The following is a 19,275-nucleotide window of genomic DNA, read 5'->3' as shown; positions in this document are numbered from 1 at the left end:
TCCCATGCCCGAGTTGCCAGAGGTTGAGACAGTCCGTCGCGGGTTAACCCCGGCCATGGAAGGGCAGGTGATCGCGCGCGCAGATGTGAACCGTCCAGATTTACGCTGGCCGTTTCCTGAACGCATGGCAGAGCGACTGACGGGGCAAACGGTTTTGCGTCTGCGGCGGCGGTCAAAATACGTGCTGGCCGATCTCAGCAGCGGCGAGACGTTGTTGATCCACCTTGGCATGTCTGGGCGGATGACCGTGTCGGGTGACCCGCTTGGGCAATTCATCCACGACCACCCAGCGCAACAAAAACACGATCATGTTGTGCTTCACATGGGCAACGGGGCGCGGATCACGTTTAACGATCCGCGACGTTTCGGGGCGATGGATTTGCTGGACACGGCCACAGCAGAACAGCACAAATTGCTCGCTGTTTTGGGGCCCGAACCGCTGGGCAATGATTTTCACGATTCGGTTCTGATCGAGGCGTTCTCAGGCAAGAACTCCCCCGTTAAATCAGCGCTGTTGGACCAAAGAATTGTCTGCGGGTTGGGCAATATCTATGTGTGCGAGGCGCTTTTTCGCGCAGGAATTTCCCCCACACGCAAAGCTGGACAGATCAGCAAGGCCCGCATTGCCGCCCTTGTTCCCATCATCCGCGACGTGTTGTCAGAGGCAATCGAGGCAGGTGGATCCTCGCTCAAGGATTTCCGCCAAGCTGATGGAGAGCTTGGATATTTTCAGAAATCCTTTGATGTCTATGGCCGCGAAGGCGACCCATGCCACACCACTGGTTGCGGTAACATGATTGAGCGCATCGTACAGTCGGGCCGATCCTCGTTTTACTGCAAGTCATGCCAAAGCTAGGGCAAACTTTGCTTGAAACCTGCGCTGCTCGTGATAACTAATTCCTCTAACGGGGATAATGAAAGCACACCACATGGCCTATGAAACGATCACCGTTGCAGTAGACAATCACGTCAGTCTGATCACGCTAAGTCGGCCTGACGCGATGAATGCGTTGAACGATCAATTGCTGACGGAACTCGCCCAGGCAATGACCGACGCGCAAGCCAACGACAAAGTGCGGTGCATCGTTCTGACCGGCTCGGAAAAGGCATTTGCCGCCGGTGCAGACATTTCCATGATGCGCGACAAGACGTTTGTCGACGTGTTCACCACGGATTTGTTCACCTCGGAAACCGACCAGATCAGTCGCGTGCGCAAACCAATTATCGCTGCCGTTGCAGGCTATGCGCTGGGCGGTGGCTGCGAATTGGCGATGATGTGCGATTTTATCATTTGCGCGGACAATGCGAAATTTGGACAACCCGAAATCAACCTCGGCGTCGTTGCTGGCATCGGCGGCACACAGCGCCTGACCCGCGCAATCGGCAAAGCCAAGGCGATGGACATGAACCTGACCGGCCGCTTTATGGATGCCGAAGAGGCTGAGCGCTCCGGACTGGTCAGCCGCATCGTGCCTGCGAAAAAGCTGATGGACGAAGCCATGGGTGCCGCGCAAAAGATCGCTGAAAAATCCATGATCACCACCATGGTTGTCAAAGAAGCAGTGAACCGTTCATTCGAGGTGCCATTGCGTGAAGGTTTGCTGTTTGAACGGCGCGTGTTCCATTCGCTGTTCGCAACCGAAGATCAAAAAGAAGGCATGTCCGCCTTCCTCGAAAAACGCCAGGCACAATTCCGCGACAAGTAACCAGTTCAAGGCCGCTTTAGTCAGTCAAAATACTGATTTGATAAGATAGAAACGCCCGGGCGCGGATTTCTTTTAGCAGGCCATATTCCGCGCTATCAAACACGCTTTCCAGGTCTTCGATGGTGGGATATTCCACGATCGTGACTGTGGACGGGACGGTGTCACCGACGATTGTGCGGGCGACAGCGTAGGTGACTACAATCTTGGCCTTGGCTTTCTCTAACAGTGGCGTTGTGGTCGCCATGTAAGCGCTAAGTGCTTCTGTTTCGTTTGGGTTGACGGTTGTTAAAGCGCAAACACGGACGGTCATTCATATTCCAGTACATTTAGATCATGCATCATAACTAGCCTTAATTTTGCGACATCGGAAATGACAAAGCGAACTATGCTGCGTGTAACAGGCCGTGTTGGGCACCGTAATTGGTTGACTCGTAACCCAACCGGGCCTAAGTGAGCGACTTCACCGCAGCTAGTGCTGCATAAAACTACCGCACCGAACATGAAACGGGACGAGATAAAATGGCAAATACGCCTCAAGCCAAAAAACGCGCGCGTCAAAACGCAGCACGTTTCGAAGTCAACAAAGCGCGTCGTTCGCGCATTCGCACATTCCTGCGCAAAGTCGAAGAAGCTATCGAATCTGGCGACAAAGACGCAGCAAACGCAGCCCTTCGTGCCGCTCAGCCAGAGCTGATGCGCGGCGTGACCAAGGGTGTGTACCACAAAAACACAGTCGCGCGCAAAATGTCGCGCTTGTCTGCACGGGTCAAAGCGGTCGGTTAACCCTCGCTATTTATGGCTAAGCAGTTGATAGAAAAGGCATCGCATAACGCGGTGCCTTTTTTCCGTTTCAGACCAGTTTTTTGACCAAGAGATTCTTTTTCTAGATTCAATGAGTCAACACAGAAGATCAGTTGCCGGGCTACTCACGAACTTGCTACCACTGTCCTAGCGATTCACTTCGCGGGGGGACAGGTCACTGAAAGAGCGCGGTAAAACGTAGCTGTGAAGGTGGGTAACTGAGCAAGAGCAAACGATCGCTTTTGTAGGTGTCTGCATTGAGTTGCCTAGCAACCAAGCACTGTCAAAAACATATTTGGATGCATTAAGCATTTAGTCACAGTGTCGGTAATGCTCCGGCCACGACTGGGTGCGCAGCTGTTAATATCCAAGTCGGACACTTGTTTCTGTTGGGGGAACTGGTCCGAGAAGTGTTGCCGGATGAAGTGATGTGTGAGGCAAACAGAGTGCGCCAGGAAGCAACTCTGACAGGCAACGAGTGTACGGGACGGTAAGCGACGCATGACACAGGACGAGTGGGAAAAACTGAGCCATAAGCTGGTTAAGACAGCGGGCCAGAACAACTTCAAAACATGGATTGAACCGCTGCGATTGCGTGACGTCACCGAAGGTATCGCATCCTTTAACGCGCCGACGAACTTTTTGGGCAACTACGTAAGCCAGAATTTCTCGGATATGATTTTGCACGAACTCAAGGCGGCCGATCCGTCTATCCGTCGCCTTAGCTTTGCCGTGTCCGCTGCACCCGCGCCGCGTATGAACATCGCAGCCAAGCCTCAGATGACTGCCCAGCCCGTCCGCACGCCTGCTGCAAACGGGCTGAACACAGCATCGCTCGACAAGCGGTTTACGTTTGATAAATTTGTCGTCGGCAAACCGAACGAACTGGCCCATGCCGCGGCCAAGCGCGTCGCCGAAGGTGGCCCTGTCACGTTCAATCCGTTGTTCCTGTACGGCGGTGTTGGCCTTGGCAAAACCCACCTGATGCACGCCATCGCATGGGAGCTGCAAACTTCGCGCCCTGATCTGAACGTGCTGTACCTGTCTGCTGAGCAATTCATGTACCGTTTTGTCCAAGCGTTGCGGGATCGCAAAATGATGGATTTCAAGGAGATCTTTCGGTCCGTCGACGTGCTGATGGTCGATGATGTGCAATTCATCGCTGGCAAAGATTCTACGCAAGAGGAATTCTTTCACACCTTCAACGCGCTGGTTGACCAGCAAAAACAGATCATCATTTCCGCTGACCGCGCGCCGGGCGAAATCAAGGACCTTGAGGATCGCGTGAAATCGCGCCTGCAATGTGGCTTGGTTGTCGATCTGCACCCGACAGACTACGAACTGCGCCTCGGCATTTTGCAAAGCAAGATCGAAACCCAGCGCGTGAACTATCCGGGTCTTGAAATCGAAGACGGCGTTCTGGAATTCCTCGCCCACCGCATTTCCACAAACGTGCGCGTGCTCGAAGGCGCGCTGACCCGTCTGTTCGCCTTTGCCTCGCTTGTTGGTCGCGAAATCGACATGGCGCTAACCCAAGATTGTCTGGCCGACGTGCTGCGTGCATCCGAACGCAAAATCACTGTCGAAGAAATCCAGCGCAAAGTGTCTGACCACTACAACATCCGCCTGTCCGACATGATTGGCCCAAAACGCCTGCGCAGTTTTGCCCGCCCGCGTCAGGTGGCGATGTATTTGTCGAAACACATGACCAGCCGGTCCTTGCCTGAAATCGGGCGTCGTTTTGGCGGTCGTGATCACACCACGGTCATGCACGGCGTCAAACGCATCGAAGAGCTGAAACAGGCCGACGTCCAGATCGCCGAAGACCTCGAATTGCTGCGCCGCGCGCTAGAGGCGTAAGACTACGCAAATTGGATGTGTATCTGGCGAATTTCTTTAGATGGGTCTTTGGGCTAGCAGTCTTAGCGATTGTTTCGTTTGTTGGGCTGATTTGTATCATTCTGGTGCGTGGCTACATCCACGCACCAGACCCCAAAGTCTGCACGCACGTTACATCTGCTGATATCGTTATGAATGGGAAACAGCTTTCGATTCCCGTTCAAAAAACCCACTATCTTATGTTCCCGCCACCCAAAGACGGATCGCCTTTGCCTCGGATGGTTTTACCGGATGACTCGGCCTTTCCAGAACCCACCAATGGCTTCTGCGCCGAGGACATCGCGGGTAGATCAAAAATTGATTCTGTCCTGCTGGATAAGACTGCAAATAACAAAATTGCGCAGCAGTTGACGCTTCCGTCCGCCGAGTCTCTTTTTCGGTTTCAATTCGGAAACGCGATTGGAGATTTGGTGCGGCCCAATCCAATCAGTTTGGATTCTACTGACCCAAATCATTTTCGACGAACCAAACCCTTCAACGAAGTCCTAAACAGACAATACATGGAAACAGCCGGTTGGCTGAAAGATGAATACCGGATTGCCTCATCCTGCGCAGTGTACCCGCACGAGACTGACAAGACTTGCATTGTCAGGGTGAAATTGAAGTCCAGCGGACTAGTCTTCGAGGCTTGGGGTGTGAAAATCCCGGATTGGCCGCAAGAAAACCAGCCACCACCAGCAGTGTTCATTGAGTTTGCTGAAAAAATCCCTGCAATCCTGGATCTGTTCGAAAAACCATAGGCGATTATGTGGCGTTTTTAGTGGCGGACACGGATCGAGACGCGCCGCTTGGGTGCTGTCACCCTTGACGCCCCAATCAAACCCCCGCACAAGCAAGATAATGCTTGAGAATATGCTGTGAGAGAGTAGTTTAACCCTCCGGCAGTCCGGATGGGAGAAGACACATGAAAGTCAGTATTGAACGCGCAAATCTGCTCAAAGCAGTGTCCCAAGCGCAGTCCGTGGTTGAACGGCGCAATACCATTCCGATCCTCGCAAACGTGCTGATCGAAGCCGAAGGGTCCGATGTGACGTTTCGCGCCACCGATCTGGACATCGAAGTTGTCGACAAAGCGCCGGGCCAAGTTGAACGCGCAGGTGCCACGACCGTCGCCGCAACAACGTTGCACGAAATTGTTCGTAAATTGCCGGACGGCGCGTTGGTTACCTTGACGGCAGACAGCGCCGCGGGCCGATTGACAGTCGAAGCTGGGCGCTCGAACTTTTCGCTCGCGACCTTGCCAAAAGAAGATTTCCCTGTGATGGCGTCGTCTGAATACGCCTCCAATTTCTCGATCGAAGCACCAAAATTGCGTCGCTTGTTCGACAAATCGAAATTCGCAATCTCGACCGAAGAAACGCGGTATTACTTGAACGGCGTGTACATGCACGTGTCCGATTTTGACGGCGGCAAAGTATTGCGCTGCGTGGCCACCGACGGCCACCGTTTGGCGCGGATCGATACCGACCTGCCCGAAAACGCATCTGACATGCCCGGCGTAATTGTGCCGCGCAAAACTGTTGGCGAATTGCGCAAGCTGCTCGACGACGACGACATGAAAATTGCCGTGTCCGTGTCCGAGACAAAAGTTCGCTTTGCCACGCCGGACATCACGCTGACATCCAAAGTCATCGATGGCACGTTTCCCGATTACACGCGCGTTATCCCGCAAGGCAACACGCGTAAAATGGAAGTCGACGCCGCAGACTTTGCCAAGGCCGTTGACCGTGTTGCAACCGTGTCATCTGAACGCTCGCGTGCCGTGAAATTGCAGTTGGACGAAGACCGCCTGATCCTGTCGGTCAACGCGCCTGACAGCGGTGCTGCCGAAGAAGAGCTGGCAGTTGCCTACGGTGACGAACGTCTGGAAATCGGGTTTAACGCCAAATACTTGCTGGAAATTGCCAGTCAGGTTGACCGCGAAAATGCAGTGTTCATGTTCAATTCTTCCGGCGATCCGACCCTGATGCGCGAAGGCAATGACCACTCAGCGGTCTACGTCGTCATGCCGATGCGTGTTTGACGCACATCTGATGAACGGGTGCGTTTTCGACAACGCAAATCGGCCCCTTTGACATGACCTTGCACCTGTCCTCTTTGACGGTTTCCCACTTTCGCTCGCATAAACTGGCGCGCGTGTCTGTTGATCCGCGCCCTGTCGCGATCTTTGGGCCAAACGGTGCCGGTAAAACCAACATCATCGAAGCCGTCTCGCTGTTTTCACCCGGCCGTGGATTGCGCCGCGCCAGTGCAGAAGACATGACGCGCAGGCCCGAGGCGCTGGGTTGGAAAGTCTCGGGCGTTTTGCATTCCTTGTCGCAGGTGCACGAAGTCGAAATCTGGTCCGAAAGCGGCAAGGCCCGCCAAACCAAGATCGATGAAAAATCTGCCGCTCAGACTGCATTGGGGCGTATTGCGCGCGTGCTGTGGCTGATCCCGTCGATGGACCGTTTGTGGATCGAGGGGGCCGAAGGGCGTCGCCGTTTTCTAGATCGCATGACGCTGAGCTTTACGCCATCGCATGCGGATCTGTCGCTGACCTACGAAAAGGCGATGCGCGAACGCAATCGTCTTCTCAAGGACATGGTGCGTGATCCGCATTGGTACAGCGCGCTTGAGACCAAGATGGCCGAGACCGGTCGCGCGATTCATGACAACCGGATGGCGGCACTGGCACAGTTGAAGGACGCCCAAAGCGGTGCGCAGACAGCGTTTCCCGCAGCGGATTTGACCCTCACCCACAGTGACGGTGATTTGCCCGAAACCGTTGATGATTTGCGCACTGCCCTGTCTGAGGGTCGCGCGCGTGACTTGACCGCAGGGCGCACGTTGATCGGGCCGCACCGTGCCGACATTTATGGCGTCTACGCGGCCAAAGATGTGCCTGCCAAGGACTGCTCTACAGGCGAGCAAAAGGCACTCTTGGTGTCCTTGATTTTGGCCAATGCCCGCGCCTTGGCCCAAGATTTTGGCGCTCCACCGTTGTTGTTGCTCGACGAGGTTGCGGCGCATTTAGACGCGAATCGCCGCGCCGCTCTGTACGACGAAATTTGCGGGCTCAAGGCGCAAGCTTGGATGACGGGAACGGGAATGGAGCTGTTTGCTGATTTGGGCACGCGCGCGCAATATCTTGAGGTGACAGAAGAGGCCGGCGTTTCGCACGTGCATCAATTGTCATGACAATCGCTGGATCCGATCTGCTGCTGTACTGCGGGGCCTTGCTGATCTTGTTCGCAACGCCGGGTCCTGTGTGGCTGGCAATCTCGGCCCGCAGTTTGTCTGGTGGATTCCAAGCGGCATGGCCATTGGCGATAGGCGTGGCTGTTGGCGACATCATTTGGCCGCTGGTCGCTGTGCTGGGCATCAGCTGGATTTTGTCGGTGTTCGACACGTTCATGACAGTTTTGCGGTGGGTGGCATGCGGCGTTTTCATCCTGATGGGCCTTGCGTTGATCCGACATGCAGGCCACGCGATTTCAGCCAACAAAACCCTGACACGGCCGGGCATGTGGGCCGGTTTTATCGCCGGCGTCGCCGCAATTTTAGGCAACCCAAAAGCCGTCCTATTTTACATGGGCGTCTTGCCGGGGTTCTTTGATTTGCGCGCGATCACCTGGATTGACGTCGGAATAATCATTGCGGTGTCCATCGCAGTTCCGTTGGCGGGAAACCTCGCAATGGCCGCATGTGTCGGCCAAATGCGTGGCTTGATCGGGTCCCCAAATTCGCTTCGTCGCATCAATATCGGCTCTGGCGCCCTGCTGATTTTGGTCGGGGTTGTTATTGCCGTCCTCTGACACAAAATCTTGTGTCTGAGCCGTGACATTCCCCCTGAAAAATCGTATAAAATGACAAAATTACGAAGGTAAAATCGCATGTCCGAGCCTGAGCAGAAAAAAGAAGAATATGGCGCTGATTCTATTAAAGTTCTCAAGGGCTTAGAAGCAGTTCGCAAGCGACCAGGCATGTACATCGGGGATACCGATGACGGCTCTGGTTTGCACCACATGGTCTACGAGGTCGTCGATAACGGAATTGACGAAGCATTGGCCGGTCACGCGGACGCGGTCACGGTCACAATCCACGAGGATTCCTCGGTTTCAGTCAGCGATAACGGGCGCGGTATTCCTGTGGGCATCCACGAGGAAGAAGGCGTTTCAGCGGCCGAAGTTATCATGACCCAACTGCACGCGGGCGGCAAATTCGATAGCAACTCGTACAAGGTTTCGGGCGGTTTGCACGGCGTTGGCGTGTCTGTTGTGAACGCGCTGTCGGTCGAGTTGGACCTGCGCATTTGGCGCGACGGCAAAGAACACGTTGCAAAATTCTCGCACGGGGACACGGTCGAACACCTGAAAATCGTGGGCGATTGCGGTGATCGCACCGGGACCGAAGTGCGGTTCCTTGCCTCGACCGATACCTTTTCGAACCTTGAATATTCATTTGAAACGCTTGAGAAACGATTGCGGGAATTGGCGTTCCTGAACTCTGGTGTGCGCATAATTTTGACAGACGAACGCCCTGCCGAACATCTGAAATCAGAGCTGTATTACGACGGTGGCGTTAAGGAATTTGTAAAATACCTGGACCGTTCCAAAACCTCGATCATGGCAGAACCGATTTTTATCACAGGCGAACGCGATGACATTGGCGTCGAAGTCGCGATGTGGTGGAATGACAGTTACCATGAAAACGTGCTGCCCTTTACCAACAACATCCCCCAGCGGGATGGCGGCGCGCACATGGCCGGTTTCCGTGGCGCGTTGACGCGTACGATCAACAACTATGCACAGACATCTGGCATCGCGAAAAAAGAAAAGATCAGCTTTACGGGTGATGACGCGCGCGAAGGTTTGACCTGTGTGTTGTCCGTCAAAGTGCCTGATCCGAAATTCTCGTCTCAAACCAAAGACAAGCTGGTGTCGTCCGAAGTGCGCCCCGCAGTCGAAGGTTTGGTGAACGAAAAGCTGTCAGAATGGTTCGAGGAAAACCCGAACCTTGCCAAGGTTATCGTTGGCAAAATTGTCGAAGCAGCGCTCGCGCGTGAAGCGGCCCGCAAAGCCCGTGATTTGACCCGTCGAAAGACGGCGATGGATGTGAATTTCCTTGCAGGCAAGCTCAAGGATTGCTCTGAAAAAGATCCGTCTAAAACCGAAGTTTTCCTCGTCGAGGGTGACTCGGCTGGCGGTTCTGCGCAGACGGGTCGTGACCGTCAAACCCAAGCGATTCTGCCACTAAAAGGTAAAATCCTTAACGTTGAACGCGCGCGCTTTGACCGGATGCTGGGCAGTCAGGAAATCGGTAACCTTGTGATGGCGCTGGGCACTGGCATTGGTCGCGACGAATTCAACATCGACAAATTGCGCTACCACAAGATCGTCATCATGACGGATGCGGACGTCGATGGCGCGCACATCCGCACACTTTTGCTGACATTCTTCTATCGCCAAATGCCGCAATTGATCGAGCGCGGTCACCTGTATATCGCGCAGCCACCGTTGTACAAAGTGTCACGCGGCAAGTCCGAAGTGTACCTCAAAGACCAAGCCGCCATGGAAGATTATCTGGTAAATCAAGGTATTGACGGCGCGATGCTGCGCCAAGGCAACGGTGAAGAAATTAGCGGTGCAGACCTGATGCGTGTCGTCGATTTGGCCCGTCAAATGCGCCGTGTGCTTGAGGCCTTTCCGACGCATTATCCGCGCCATATTCTGGAGCAGGCTGCGATTGCAGGTGCTTTTTCGCCCGGCGTTGTCGAGTCTGATTTGCAAGGCACAGCGGACAAAGTTGCGGCGCGTTTGAACCTGATCGCCTTGGAATATGAACAGGGCTGGCAGGGCCGCATTACCCAAGATCACGGCATTCGTTTGGCTCGTATTCTGCGCGGTGTCGAAGAAGTTCGCACGCTGGATGGTCGTATTTTGCGCGGTGGTGAAGCCCGGCGGACCGGGTCGTTTACGCAAAGCTTGCAAGAGGTCTATTCGCTGCCAGCGCAACTGATCCGCAAAGACCGAACGCAGATGATTTTTGGCCCGATGGATTTACTGAATGCGATTTTGGCAGAAGGTGAAAAAGGCTTGTCCCTGCAACGCTACAAAGGCTTGGGTGAAATGAACCCTGATCAGTTGTGGGAAACGACGCTGGACCCGGATGCACGAACTTTGTTGCAAGTACAGGTCGCCGATATGGCCGAGGCCGATGATTTGTTCACCAAACTGATGGGTGACGTTGTCGAACCACGTCGTGAATTCATCCAGCAGAACGCGCTGAACGTGGAAAATCTGGACTTCTAAGATACCGATAGGCCAGATTTAAATTACAATCGCCGCTCTTTTATGGGGCGGCGATCTGCGTTGTTAATGCCCTCTTTTTATCCTTCTGCGAATTTGCAAATTGGGAAAAGGGTAGAGTGAAAATGAAGCTTACGGTTTGGTATCTGCATTTAGTGCATGGGCAAGATAATGTCTGACCCGGTCCATCACACTGGGCGTTCGGGCATTTTTGAATGGCCGATAACAGTTCTGTGCGGCATCGTATTGTGCGCTGTAACGCTGTCTGGCGTTCAGGCCCACCGATCACATGGCATCTTAGTGCTAGTCGTAACGTTAATCGCTGTTACTGGAATCGCTCAATCCTCCGCGTCTCAGGGATTACGAGGACCTGCAAAAGTGTTGGGGATGGTCATCGTTTCTTTGGCCACCTCAAGCATCTTGTGGTTAACAGGCTTTTTGCCGTCGCTTTTCATTGCTAGCGCGTTTTGTCTGACGCAGGTTTGCGCGATCACAGCGCGGACCACTTTGGGAAATGCGGTTAACGGAACGGCGTTAGTTCTGGGATTGTCGACGCTGATACTATCCGTACTGAGCATGTTTGCAGCCTGGAATTTAGAAATGGTGGTTTTGCTGATGTGTCTAACGTCGCTTATGATTGCGCTGTGTGACCTTTCTTTCAAGCCACAACGCGTTTTTGAAAATGCGAGGCTGCAGATAAACTGCCTTTCGATGACAAATACTGCCGACCTATGGATCGCAGCAATGTTGTTGTCTCCCGCACAAGCAATTTTGTATTTTGCCGCGCGGTTAACGACTTTTTTACTACCTGCTGTTTTGCATAGTTTCGAGACTTTGATCGCGCCGGCAATTGTTCAAACACATCGGCAGTCCAAACATTCTGATTTTGTGAGTGCGATGGCACGAGTCAATCTTAGCTTCTTTTTGATCGCGGCAGCCGTGGCGACGATGCTAGTAACTTTTCAGCCTTCTGTATCAACAACGTATCTGAATGTGGGCTCCTTTGGCACGACCGCGACATATCTATTGATCTCGATTTTTGTTCCCGCAGCTCTAGGTCAATCCGCCGTTGTGGCGCAAATTCTGCTACCGCGTTCTACCCAAGATCTTGCGTCGATTTTCGGATCAATTGGCGCGGCTGGCATGTTGGTATTCCGTCCAGAAATACATGCAAACGACATCGCTCAATCATATGCAGTATACAGAATATTGGCGGCCTCAATCTTGAGTTTTCACGTTATAAAACATCATCGAATTTGGCCGGGGCCAACAGCACTTTTTGTGAAAAAGATCCGGGTTTTCACGTAACAGCTAGTTCACAACGAATTCTGCATGCAATGCACCTGCGGCTTTGATACTTTTGAGAATATCGATCATGTCTCTTGGCGACACGCCCAGCGCATTCAAACCTGCAACAACCTCGGATAGCGAGGCACCGTCAGGAACTTCGGCCAGGCCGATTCCAGGCTCTTCCTCGATTGCGGCGTTGGTGCGTGGGACCACCACAGTTTCACCCTCCGCAAAGGGATTGGGTTGAACAACAATCGGCGCTTCTTGAATGCGAAGCGTTAAATTCCCCTGAGACACAGCCACTCGTGAAATGCGAACGTCTTCGCCCATGACGATAGTCCCGGACCTTTGGTCTACAACCACACGTGCTTTGCGTTCTGGTTCCACAGATATATTTTCGACACGCCCCAAAGCATGGGCAACGGAAATCATTCTCGTCTGGGCGATATCCAAAGATACAGTTCCCGAATCCAACATCAATGCGACACGCCGGCCAAAATTCGAATTGATAGCTTGTTCAATACGGGCCGCCGTCGTGAAATCTGCATCACGCAGAGCTAAACGTACGATGCTTAGGCTTCCAAGATCAAAGTCAATTTCTCGTTCCACACGTGCACCAGATGGGATGACGCCCGCCGTCGGGACGCCACGCGTGACTTTTGCGCCATCACCTTCAGCAACCGCACCGCCGGCAATAATACTGCCTTGGGCCACTGCGTAGATATCGCCATCTGCCGCGTTCAATGGTGTCATCACCAAAGTACCGCCAAGTAGGCTTTTTGCATCCCCGATTGCAGAGACGGTCACATCAATTTTGCCACCAGCACGAGAAAACGGCGGCAAGCTTGCCGTGACCAAGACTGCTGCTACATTTTTCGGTCTGAACTGCTCGCCTGCAACATTTACACCGAGACGCTCCAAAATATTTGACATAATTTCTTCAGTGAAAGGTGCATTTCGCAGCCCGTCACCGCTGCCATTTAAGCCAACAACCAGCCCATACCCGACCAAATCATTGCCGCGAACGCCATCAAATTCGACCAAGTCTTTGATCCGCACAGGCCCGGCTAGACTTACGCTCGCCAGATAAAGCCAGGCTATAATGACCCTAAGCATACTCATCGTAGAAAGTTCAAAAGTGTAAGCTCGGAAGATCTTGACGTGACGGTGTACAGGCTTTGCAATTGAAATTGGACTTCCTCCAGACGGGTGACGGTTTCAAACGGATCGACTGACAGCAACGTTCCTTTAGCGTATTCCATCGACGTCATTTCTGATGCATTACGTGTTGAAATTTGGTCTATTCGTGCTTCGGTGAAACCAACATTTGCACGCAAAGCAGTCAAGTTATCTTGGGCTTTTATCAGCCCTTCACCCGACGCCAACAACATATCGCTGCGTTCAGCGGCATCTATCGATAGGCTAGCATCGTTTGCCAATCCAGCCAGCGCCAAATGACGGATAACCTCCTTCAACTCCTCAGAATTCGCCCGAATGTCTAGAGAGATATCCTCTGTATCAGACAACCGAAAAGGAGCCAAAGCATCGTTGGATCCTTGATAAATGACGGTGTCAAAACCAGCTGGATCATCGAACCACGCCTTGGCTGCTGCAGCTTTTGATGCGGAGCCGGTAACGCCAGCTAACTCTGTGCGTAGTGCGTCAATAATTGTATCTGATGTCGGCATGGGCACTGTGTTTGTCGCGGTACCGGAAAACAGGTTTCGCCCCGCAAAATTGGTATTAAGCGCGGACACCACACTGCCCAGTTGTTGGCGGGCCTCGGTCGCACTTTGCTGGGCGATAGAATCCAAACCCCCAGATGACACAGCCAGAAGATCAGCGGCAAAATCGCTACTGATATTTTGTACGTTTTCCAGGACCGCTTGCATCGTGCTTGAAAGTTGCGTTGCTTCTGCGCCAGCTACCTTATAGCCGGCCAGAGTTTTCATGCTGTTTTCAATGTCACTGAGATAGCTGAAATTTCCAGCCAGCACCGTCTTGATGTCGGTTACTTGCCCCGTCGCCAATTCTTGTGTGAGACGGGACATCTCGGTTTTCAATGCAGTACCACGTCGTTGCAGCAGAAAAGAGTTGGCCAGATCGCCAATAGATAAACCATTCATAGCGTTATAACCTCAGCAAAGTTTGCATCATTTCGTCAACGGTTTGGATCATCCGCGCGTTGGCAGCGTAAGCTTGTTCGATCAAGATCAATTGTTGCAACTCAGTGTCGCTGTCGACGCCTTGCGCCGATTCTTGGCTCGTTAGCTCACTCAGCATTGAAGAAGCAAAGCTAAGGTGTTGCTCTGAATTGGTTCGATCCGCAGCGATCTGTGACATCATTGAAGTGGTCAAACCGGAGGCGTCAAAAGCCCCTGATCCAAATGCCCCGGAACCCGGGACACGGGTTTGCGTCAGTGCATCCCCTAGCGCTTGCAGCAAGTGCGCATCACCCACATTTCCCGGGGCTGCCGCGCCTAAACCATCCCGGATGCGCCAAGTTTCGCCGCCCTGATCTGGATCAACTAACGCGTTGACTGTCAGACGGCTGGACACACCGGCCTCATTTATTGCGTCAAACGCCGATCCGCTGTCAGTGAAAAGCCCAGCCGCACCTGCGGCCAAAGTCGAATCTACACCACTGTCTTGAAAACGTTCGATGAGATCGCGCGTGACTGCGTCAAGATTTGTTTCGGCTTCCGGCGCAAGTTCGTCGCGAATTTCAAATTGCGCTGACAGTGTTCCGCCCTTTAGTGCGCCATTGTGAGACGCCGTTCGAACGCTGTTTCCGTTGAGCGTTAGACCAGAAAGAGAACCCGCCTCGATAGACATACCAGACGCGACTAGATTGACTGGCTCAAATCCGATCTCAGCAGCTTTGCCATCTAGCAAGGTTGCGCCGCCGTTGGTGTAGAGCGCGATGCCGCCATTGGCACGTGCGACCGTGCGTACAGGCACCATTTCACTCACTTCGTCGACCAATCGTTGGCGATGGTCTTGCAATGCTGCGTCATCACCGCCCTGAACGCGGGTGGCAGTGATGGCACCATTCAAGGTTTGAAGTTCCCCTAGAGCATCATTTAGACGGGTAACTTGTGCATCAATGGAACGATCAGCACGTGTCCGTTGATCTTGGATACCGGCAGCCGCTGTTCCAACTGTATCTACCAAATCCCGCGCTGCATTCACAGCGGAGGCGAGTCGATCTGGAGCGTCCGGTCGACTTGCGGCAGTGATCAAGCTGCTTTCGAAGTTGGCGAACTGGCCTGCCAATGATCCAGCTTGATCTGGTGTCCCCAGCAATCGTTCCAGTTCGGATAAGAAAGCAGACGTGTCACGCTTGTTACCAAAACTGGCGCTGGCCATTTGCCTATCAGCTAACAAGCCTGGATCTATATGCCGCACCTGTCCGTCAACACGTACGCCCCCGTTGCCGCCCAAAGCAGACGACGACAGTTCCAAGCTGCGCCGCGCATAGCCCGGAGTTAACGCGTTTGATAGGTTGGATGACACCACCTGCGAAGCGTAGCCCGCAGCCCTTAATCCTGACATTGCGTTGTTCAATGCGCCTGTGATCGTCATGTAGACCTCAATTCTTGAAGCTGTAGAAGCGTGGAACTGCCGACCCGGTTGGGTCAGCCGCTATCGTTTATCGTTTGATATTTGTGGTTTCTTGCAACATTTCATCCACTGTCTGGATGACCTTTGCGTTCGAAGAATACGCGCGTTGTGTTTGGATCATCGCTGTAAGTTCACCAGCAACGTCCGTGGCAGATTCTTCGCGGGCGTAGGCAACAACATCACCAGTTGGTCCGTCACCGGCATCCCATAGAAAATACGAACCGCTTTCTGGTGACGGCAAATAGGTCTGTTGATCTAGCGCAACCATGCCATTTGGATTGGGCAAGTCGACCAACGGAACTTGGTAAATTGTGCGCGTGATTCCGGTATCAAAGAATGCGTGAACGTAGCCGTTTGCGTCAACTTCAACGCTTGTCATGTTTCCAACGGGTGACCCGTCTTTCGAAATCGAAACTGGTGCAAAGTTGTCAGACAACTGGGTCAAACCATCGCTTTCGCCAATTTTGCCGATGTTGATTTCCATCGGCCCGCCGTCGACGTTCACAATGATCGAACCTGTCGCCGGATCGTATGCACCGCCAGTCGATGTCACGATCGATTGCAGTGTACCGCCCGATGTACGGCCGTCATCAAAAGTCAGAACATATTCGCCAATCACTGCGCCCGATTGGGCGGAATCAGTCAATGTGACGGTCCATTCGTTGGATGATCCCGTACCCGGAACAGAAGGTGTAAAGGTAATCCCGATACTTTCCGATGTGCCTAGGTTGTCGAAGTATTCAACTGATAGTTCCTGCGTGTCACCATCCGCGCCGGCATCAGTTTCTGTCGCAGGCAGGTTAACACCAAGTGTCATCTGAGTGGTCGGCTCACCCGAAAATTGGTTCACATTGATCTGCACAGGTTCCAACCCGTCAGATGTGTCACGCGGATAGGTGGGGATTGTGCCGTCAGCCAAAGCAGGCCAACCCATCAAAACCAACCCAGATTGAGATACCATATAGCCGTCTGCATCTGTGCGGAATGAACCTGTTGTTGTCAGGTACATTTGGTTGTCGCCATTGCCAACTTGCACTTCAGACACTTGTGCGACGGGTAGCATACCGCGACCACGAACCGCCAAGTCTGTTGCATTTGACGTCGATACCAAAGACCCACGTTGGTCAATCAACCGTTCCGTCGTGGCACGCACACCGCCTGCGGAATATGTCCCACCTTTGGACGAGATCACCATGGACTGAAAATCGGTCGTCACACGCTTGTACCCGTAGGTCGACGAGTTAGCGATGTTATCGGAAATGGACGCCAGTCGCGTTGCGTTGGATTGCAACCCTGCTACACCTGCATTGAGGGAGGATGATATTGTCATGGATACGCCTTTCTGCTGCACCTAAGATTTGAGAGATACTTAGACGGCTCCGCTTAACGTGCGCCTAACAGATAAAATGCGTTCTATTTGTCTTGAAAATTTGCCGGGCTTATTTGCGCAACAGAATGATTTCCAACCGGTTATTCCGCGTGGCCATAGGGTTGCGCGATGCAGGTTGGCGATCAGCATGACCCGTTACACGTTGTACGCGTCGCGGCGAAATACCGACGTCTAACAATAGCTTACGCATCGCATCGGCTTGTGCCGCCGATGTGTTCCAAACCCTGTTGTTTGCCAAAACAATCGGTTGGGCGGCGACATGGCCGCCGATTGCCATTTGGTTGGTCACAGTCTGCACGGTATCGGTAATCATAGCTGCCAAACTGCGCAAAAGCGGCGTCGGGGTCAGTCTGTCAGATTCGAATAACGGCTGACCTTCGACGGCGAAAAGCTCAATCACCAGACCTTCGTCCGTAATGCGTGTCACAATGTGCTGAAGCTCGTTTTCCATGACCTGGCTTTCGCCGCCTTTGCCCAACAACTTGACCTCAAGTGACTCGAATGATTCTTCTTCTAAGGCCGCCGCCGCATCACCCTGATCAGACATGCCGGATTCGCCACGCGCCTGATTCTGCGAGGTCGGACGTTCAGCCGAGGCACCCGTTCCGTTCTGCGGCAGCGTATTCTCTGAAAACACTGAATCACCACCAAAGGCACCATCTCCACCGCCTGAAATCCGGTTGATCGGAATCGTGGGTGAAAAGTAATCCGCAATCCCTTTGCGTTGCTTTTCCGTTGTCGCATTCAGCAGCCACATCAGCATAAAAAACGCCATCATCGCGGTCACGAAATCCGCATAGGCAACTTTCCATGCGCCACCATGGTGGCCACCGCCTTTGATGACCTTTTTCTTTTTGATAATGATTGGACGTACGTTCACTTGCGCAGTCATATCCGCCACCTCTATTTCACCCAAAGGCAGACTTAGCAGCGCTGAATTACGCTTGGCTTAACGTCTCAAATTGTCACGATTTTCTGACATGGGTTGCGCAGGCGCACCAATTGCCCGCACAAAGAAACCAGAGGTATTTTCATGTCAGCATTAACCGTTCTCGACAGCCGATATTCGTGGATTCGAATGGGCCTGACCCTGGCCGTTGCGATGGTCATCAATGCGGGCATGTGGCTGATCATTTCGATCATGCCAGCGATGCAATTCGAATTGGGCGTGGATCGCGCCGACGCCTCACTACCTTATACGCTTACGATGATTGGCTTTGCGCTGGGCAACTTTTTCATCGGGCGGGCGGTGGATAGATTCGGCGTCAGCCTGTGCTTGATCGGGGCGGCAGTTGGCGTGTCTTTGGGCATGATGTTGGCGGTGATCAGTACGTCTATCGCCATGATTTCATTGGCGCAACTGCTGGTCGGGTTCGCCTCTGCCGTGGGGTTTGGACCGCTAATCGCAGACATTTCGCACTGGTTTATGCGCAGACGCGGCATCGCAATGGCGATCGTGGCTAGCGGCAATTATCTAAGCGGCGTGATTTGGCCCGTCGCCCTTTCGGGGATGCTGGCGGACCTTGGGTGGCGCAGCGTTTATTCGACAATGGCGATTGTAACGGTGGTGGTTGTGATCCCCCTTGCTCTCATTTTGCGCCGCAAAGTTCCAGAAGAAGCCCACGCCCGCGCCGAGGCCGTATCATCGGCCAATGCCAAAAGCTCGGGCCTGTCACCAACGGCACTGGCCTGCCTGTTGGGACTGGCCGGCATCGGGTGCTGCGTGGCGATGTCGATGCCACAGGTGCATATCGTGTCCTACTGCGTCGATCTAGGTTACGGACCTGCGGTGGGCGCAGAGATGTTGGCGCTGATGTTGGCGGGCGGCGTGGTGTCGCGCCTGATCTCTGGCGCATTGGCGGATTGGTTGGGCGGCGTGCGCACCATCCTGATCGGTTCGGCGCTACAGTGTATCGCGCTGTTCTTGTACCTGCCGTCTGATGCGCTGATTTCGCTGTATGTGGTCAGCCTGATCTTTGGCCTTAGCCAAGGGGGCATCGTGCCCAGCTACGCTGTTGTCGTACGCGAATACATGCCCGCGCGCGAAGCCGGGGCGCGGGTCGGTTTCGTCCTGATGGCGACGATTTTTGGAATGGCGATTGGCGGCTGGATGTCTGGCTGGATCTACGATCTGACGGGATCGTATCAGTTGGCATTCATCAACGGAATCGCGTGGAATTTCCTGAACATCGGCATTCTGGTGTGGTTGCTGTCGCGCAGTCGAACGCAAGGGGCATTGCAAGCGGCGTAGGGGCTGGTGGGTCAAGACCTACCT

General features: G+C 53.5%; 17 protein-coding genes. 11 read left to right on the top strand and 6 right to left on the bottom strand.

The annotated features are described in order from the left end of the window. The first annotated feature begins 4 nt into the window (after positions 1 to 4). On the top strand, positions 5 to 856 hold the full coding sequence (gene mutM, locus ACFIO0_RS16865) for a bifunctional DNA-formamidopyrimidine glycosylase/DNA-(apurinic or apyrimidinic site) lyase (protein WP_390911560.1): 852 nt from the start codon (positions 5 to 7) through the stop codon (positions 854 to 856). 73 nt (positions 857 to 929) lie between these two features. Next, a complete protein-coding gene (locus tag ACFIO0_RS16860) occupies positions 930 to 1,706 on the top strand; it encodes an enoyl-CoA hydratase (RefSeq protein ID WP_390911559.1) in 777 nt (258 codons plus the stop codon). Positions 1,707 to 1,722: 16 nt separating this feature from the next. Here the strand turns inward: ACFIO0_RS16860 and ACFIO0_RS16855 are convergent, their stop codons facing one another. Then, on the bottom strand, positions 1,723 to 2,016 hold the full coding sequence (locus ACFIO0_RS16855; RefSeq protein WP_390911558.1) for a DUF1330 domain-containing protein: 294 nt from the start codon (positions 2,014 to 2,016) through the stop codon (positions 1,723 to 1,725). A gap of 209 nt (positions 2,017 to 2,225) precedes the next feature. On the opposite strand from ACFIO0_RS16855, the gene rpsT reads away from it, so the two are divergent. The 8 genes from rpsT to ACFIO0_RS16815 all read left to right on the top strand — a co-directional run bounded on the left by rpsT (position 2,226) and on the right by ACFIO0_RS16815 (position 12,004). Next, positions 2,226 to 2,489: a 30S ribosomal protein S20 gene (gene rpsT, locus ACFIO0_RS16850; protein WP_390911557.1), complete on the top strand. Its 264-nt coding sequence runs from the start codon at positions 2,226 to 2,228 to the stop codon at positions 2,487 to 2,489. Between the two features lie 519 nt (positions 2,490 to 3,008). Continuing rightward, entirely contained in the window at positions 3,009 to 4,367 is a 1,359-nt protein-coding gene (gene dnaA, locus ACFIO0_RS16845) for a chromosomal replication initiator protein DnaA (protein ID WP_390911556.1), read from the top strand. An 11-nt stretch (positions 4,368 to 4,378) separates the two neighbouring features. Next, positions 4,379 to 5,146 carry a hypothetical protein gene (locus ACFIO0_RS16840; protein WP_390911555.1) on the top strand — a complete coding sequence of 256 codons (768 nt, stop codon included), beginning with the start codon at positions 4,379 to 4,381 and terminating at the stop codon, positions 5,144 to 5,146. 164 nt (positions 5,147 to 5,310) lie between these two features. Then, positions 5,311 to 6,429 (top strand): DNA polymerase III subunit beta, encoded by a 1,119-nt coding sequence (dnaN, locus tag ACFIO0_RS16835; RefSeq protein WP_390911554.1) that lies wholly within the window; start codon positions 5,311 to 5,313, stop codon positions 6,427 to 6,429. Between the two features lie 53 nt (positions 6,430 to 6,482). Further along, positions 6,483 to 7,586, top strand: coding sequence for a DNA replication/repair protein RecF (gene recF / locus ACFIO0_RS16830; RefSeq protein WP_390911553.1), 1,104 nt, complete (start codon positions 6,483 to 6,485; stop codon positions 7,584 to 7,586). Continuing rightward, on the top strand, positions 7,583 to 8,203 hold the full coding sequence (locus tag ACFIO0_RS16825) for a LysE family transporter (RefSeq protein WP_390911552.1): 621 nt from the start codon (positions 7,583 to 7,585) through the stop codon (positions 8,201 to 8,203). The genes recF and ACFIO0_RS16825 overlap by 4 nt, the downstream gene beginning before the upstream one ends. 78 nt (positions 8,204 to 8,281) lie before the next feature. Further along, positions 8,282 to 10,699: a DNA topoisomerase (ATP-hydrolyzing) subunit B gene (gene gyrB, locus ACFIO0_RS16820; protein ID WP_390911551.1), complete on the top strand. Its 2,418-nt coding sequence runs from the start codon at positions 8,282 to 8,284 to the stop codon at positions 10,697 to 10,699. Positions 10,700 to 10,867: 168 nt separating this feature from the next. Further along, a complete protein-coding gene (locus ACFIO0_RS16815; RefSeq protein ID WP_390911550.1) occupies positions 10,868 to 12,004 on the top strand; it encodes a hypothetical protein in 1,137 nt (378 codons plus the stop codon). A gap of 3 nt (positions 12,005 to 12,007) precedes the next feature. On the opposite strand, the gene ACFIO0_RS16810 is transcribed toward ACFIO0_RS16815, so the two are convergent. The 5 genes from ACFIO0_RS16810 to ACFIO0_RS16790 form a co-directional block, all read right to left on the bottom strand. Continuing rightward, positions 12,008 to 13,102, bottom strand: coding sequence for a flagellar basal body P-ring protein FlgI (locus ACFIO0_RS16810; protein WP_390911549.1), 1,095 nt, complete (start codon positions 13,100 to 13,102; stop codon positions 12,008 to 12,010). A 2-nt stretch (positions 13,103 to 13,104) separates the two neighbouring features. Beyond that, positions 13,105 to 14,112, bottom strand: coding sequence for a flagellin (locus tag ACFIO0_RS16805; protein WP_390911548.1), 1,008 nt, complete (start codon positions 14,110 to 14,112; stop codon positions 13,105 to 13,107). 4 nt (positions 14,113 to 14,116) lie between these two features. Further along, entirely contained in the window at positions 14,117 to 15,571 is a 1,455-nt protein-coding gene (gene flgK / locus ACFIO0_RS16800; RefSeq protein WP_390911547.1) for a flagellar hook-associated protein FlgK, read from the bottom strand. Positions 15,572 to 15,638: 67 nt separating this feature from the next. After that, entirely contained in the window at positions 15,639 to 16,940 is a 1,302-nt protein-coding gene (locus ACFIO0_RS16795) for a flagellar hook-basal body complex protein (protein WP_390911546.1), read from the bottom strand. Between the two features lie 109 nt (positions 16,941 to 17,049). Then, a complete protein-coding gene (locus tag ACFIO0_RS16790; RefSeq protein WP_390911545.1) occupies positions 17,050 to 17,892 on the bottom strand; it encodes a flagellar motor protein MotB in 843 nt (280 codons plus the stop codon). A gap of 141 nt (positions 17,893 to 18,033) precedes the next feature. Here ACFIO0_RS16790 and ACFIO0_RS16785 point away from each other — a divergent pair, with 141 nt between their 5' ends. Next, positions 18,034 to 19,251: an MFS transporter gene (locus ACFIO0_RS16785; protein WP_390911544.1), complete on the top strand. Its 1,218-nt coding sequence runs from the start codon at positions 18,034 to 18,036 to the stop codon at positions 19,249 to 19,251. Positions 19,252 to 19,275 lie beyond the last annotated feature (24 nt).

Source organism: Pseudosulfitobacter sp. SM2401, from assembly GCF_042932805.1.
Taxonomy (GTDB): Bacteria; Pseudomonadota; Alphaproteobacteria; order Rhodobacterales; family Rhodobacteraceae; genus Ascidiaceihabitans.
This window is presented reverse-complemented; position numbering and strand designations above follow the sequence as displayed.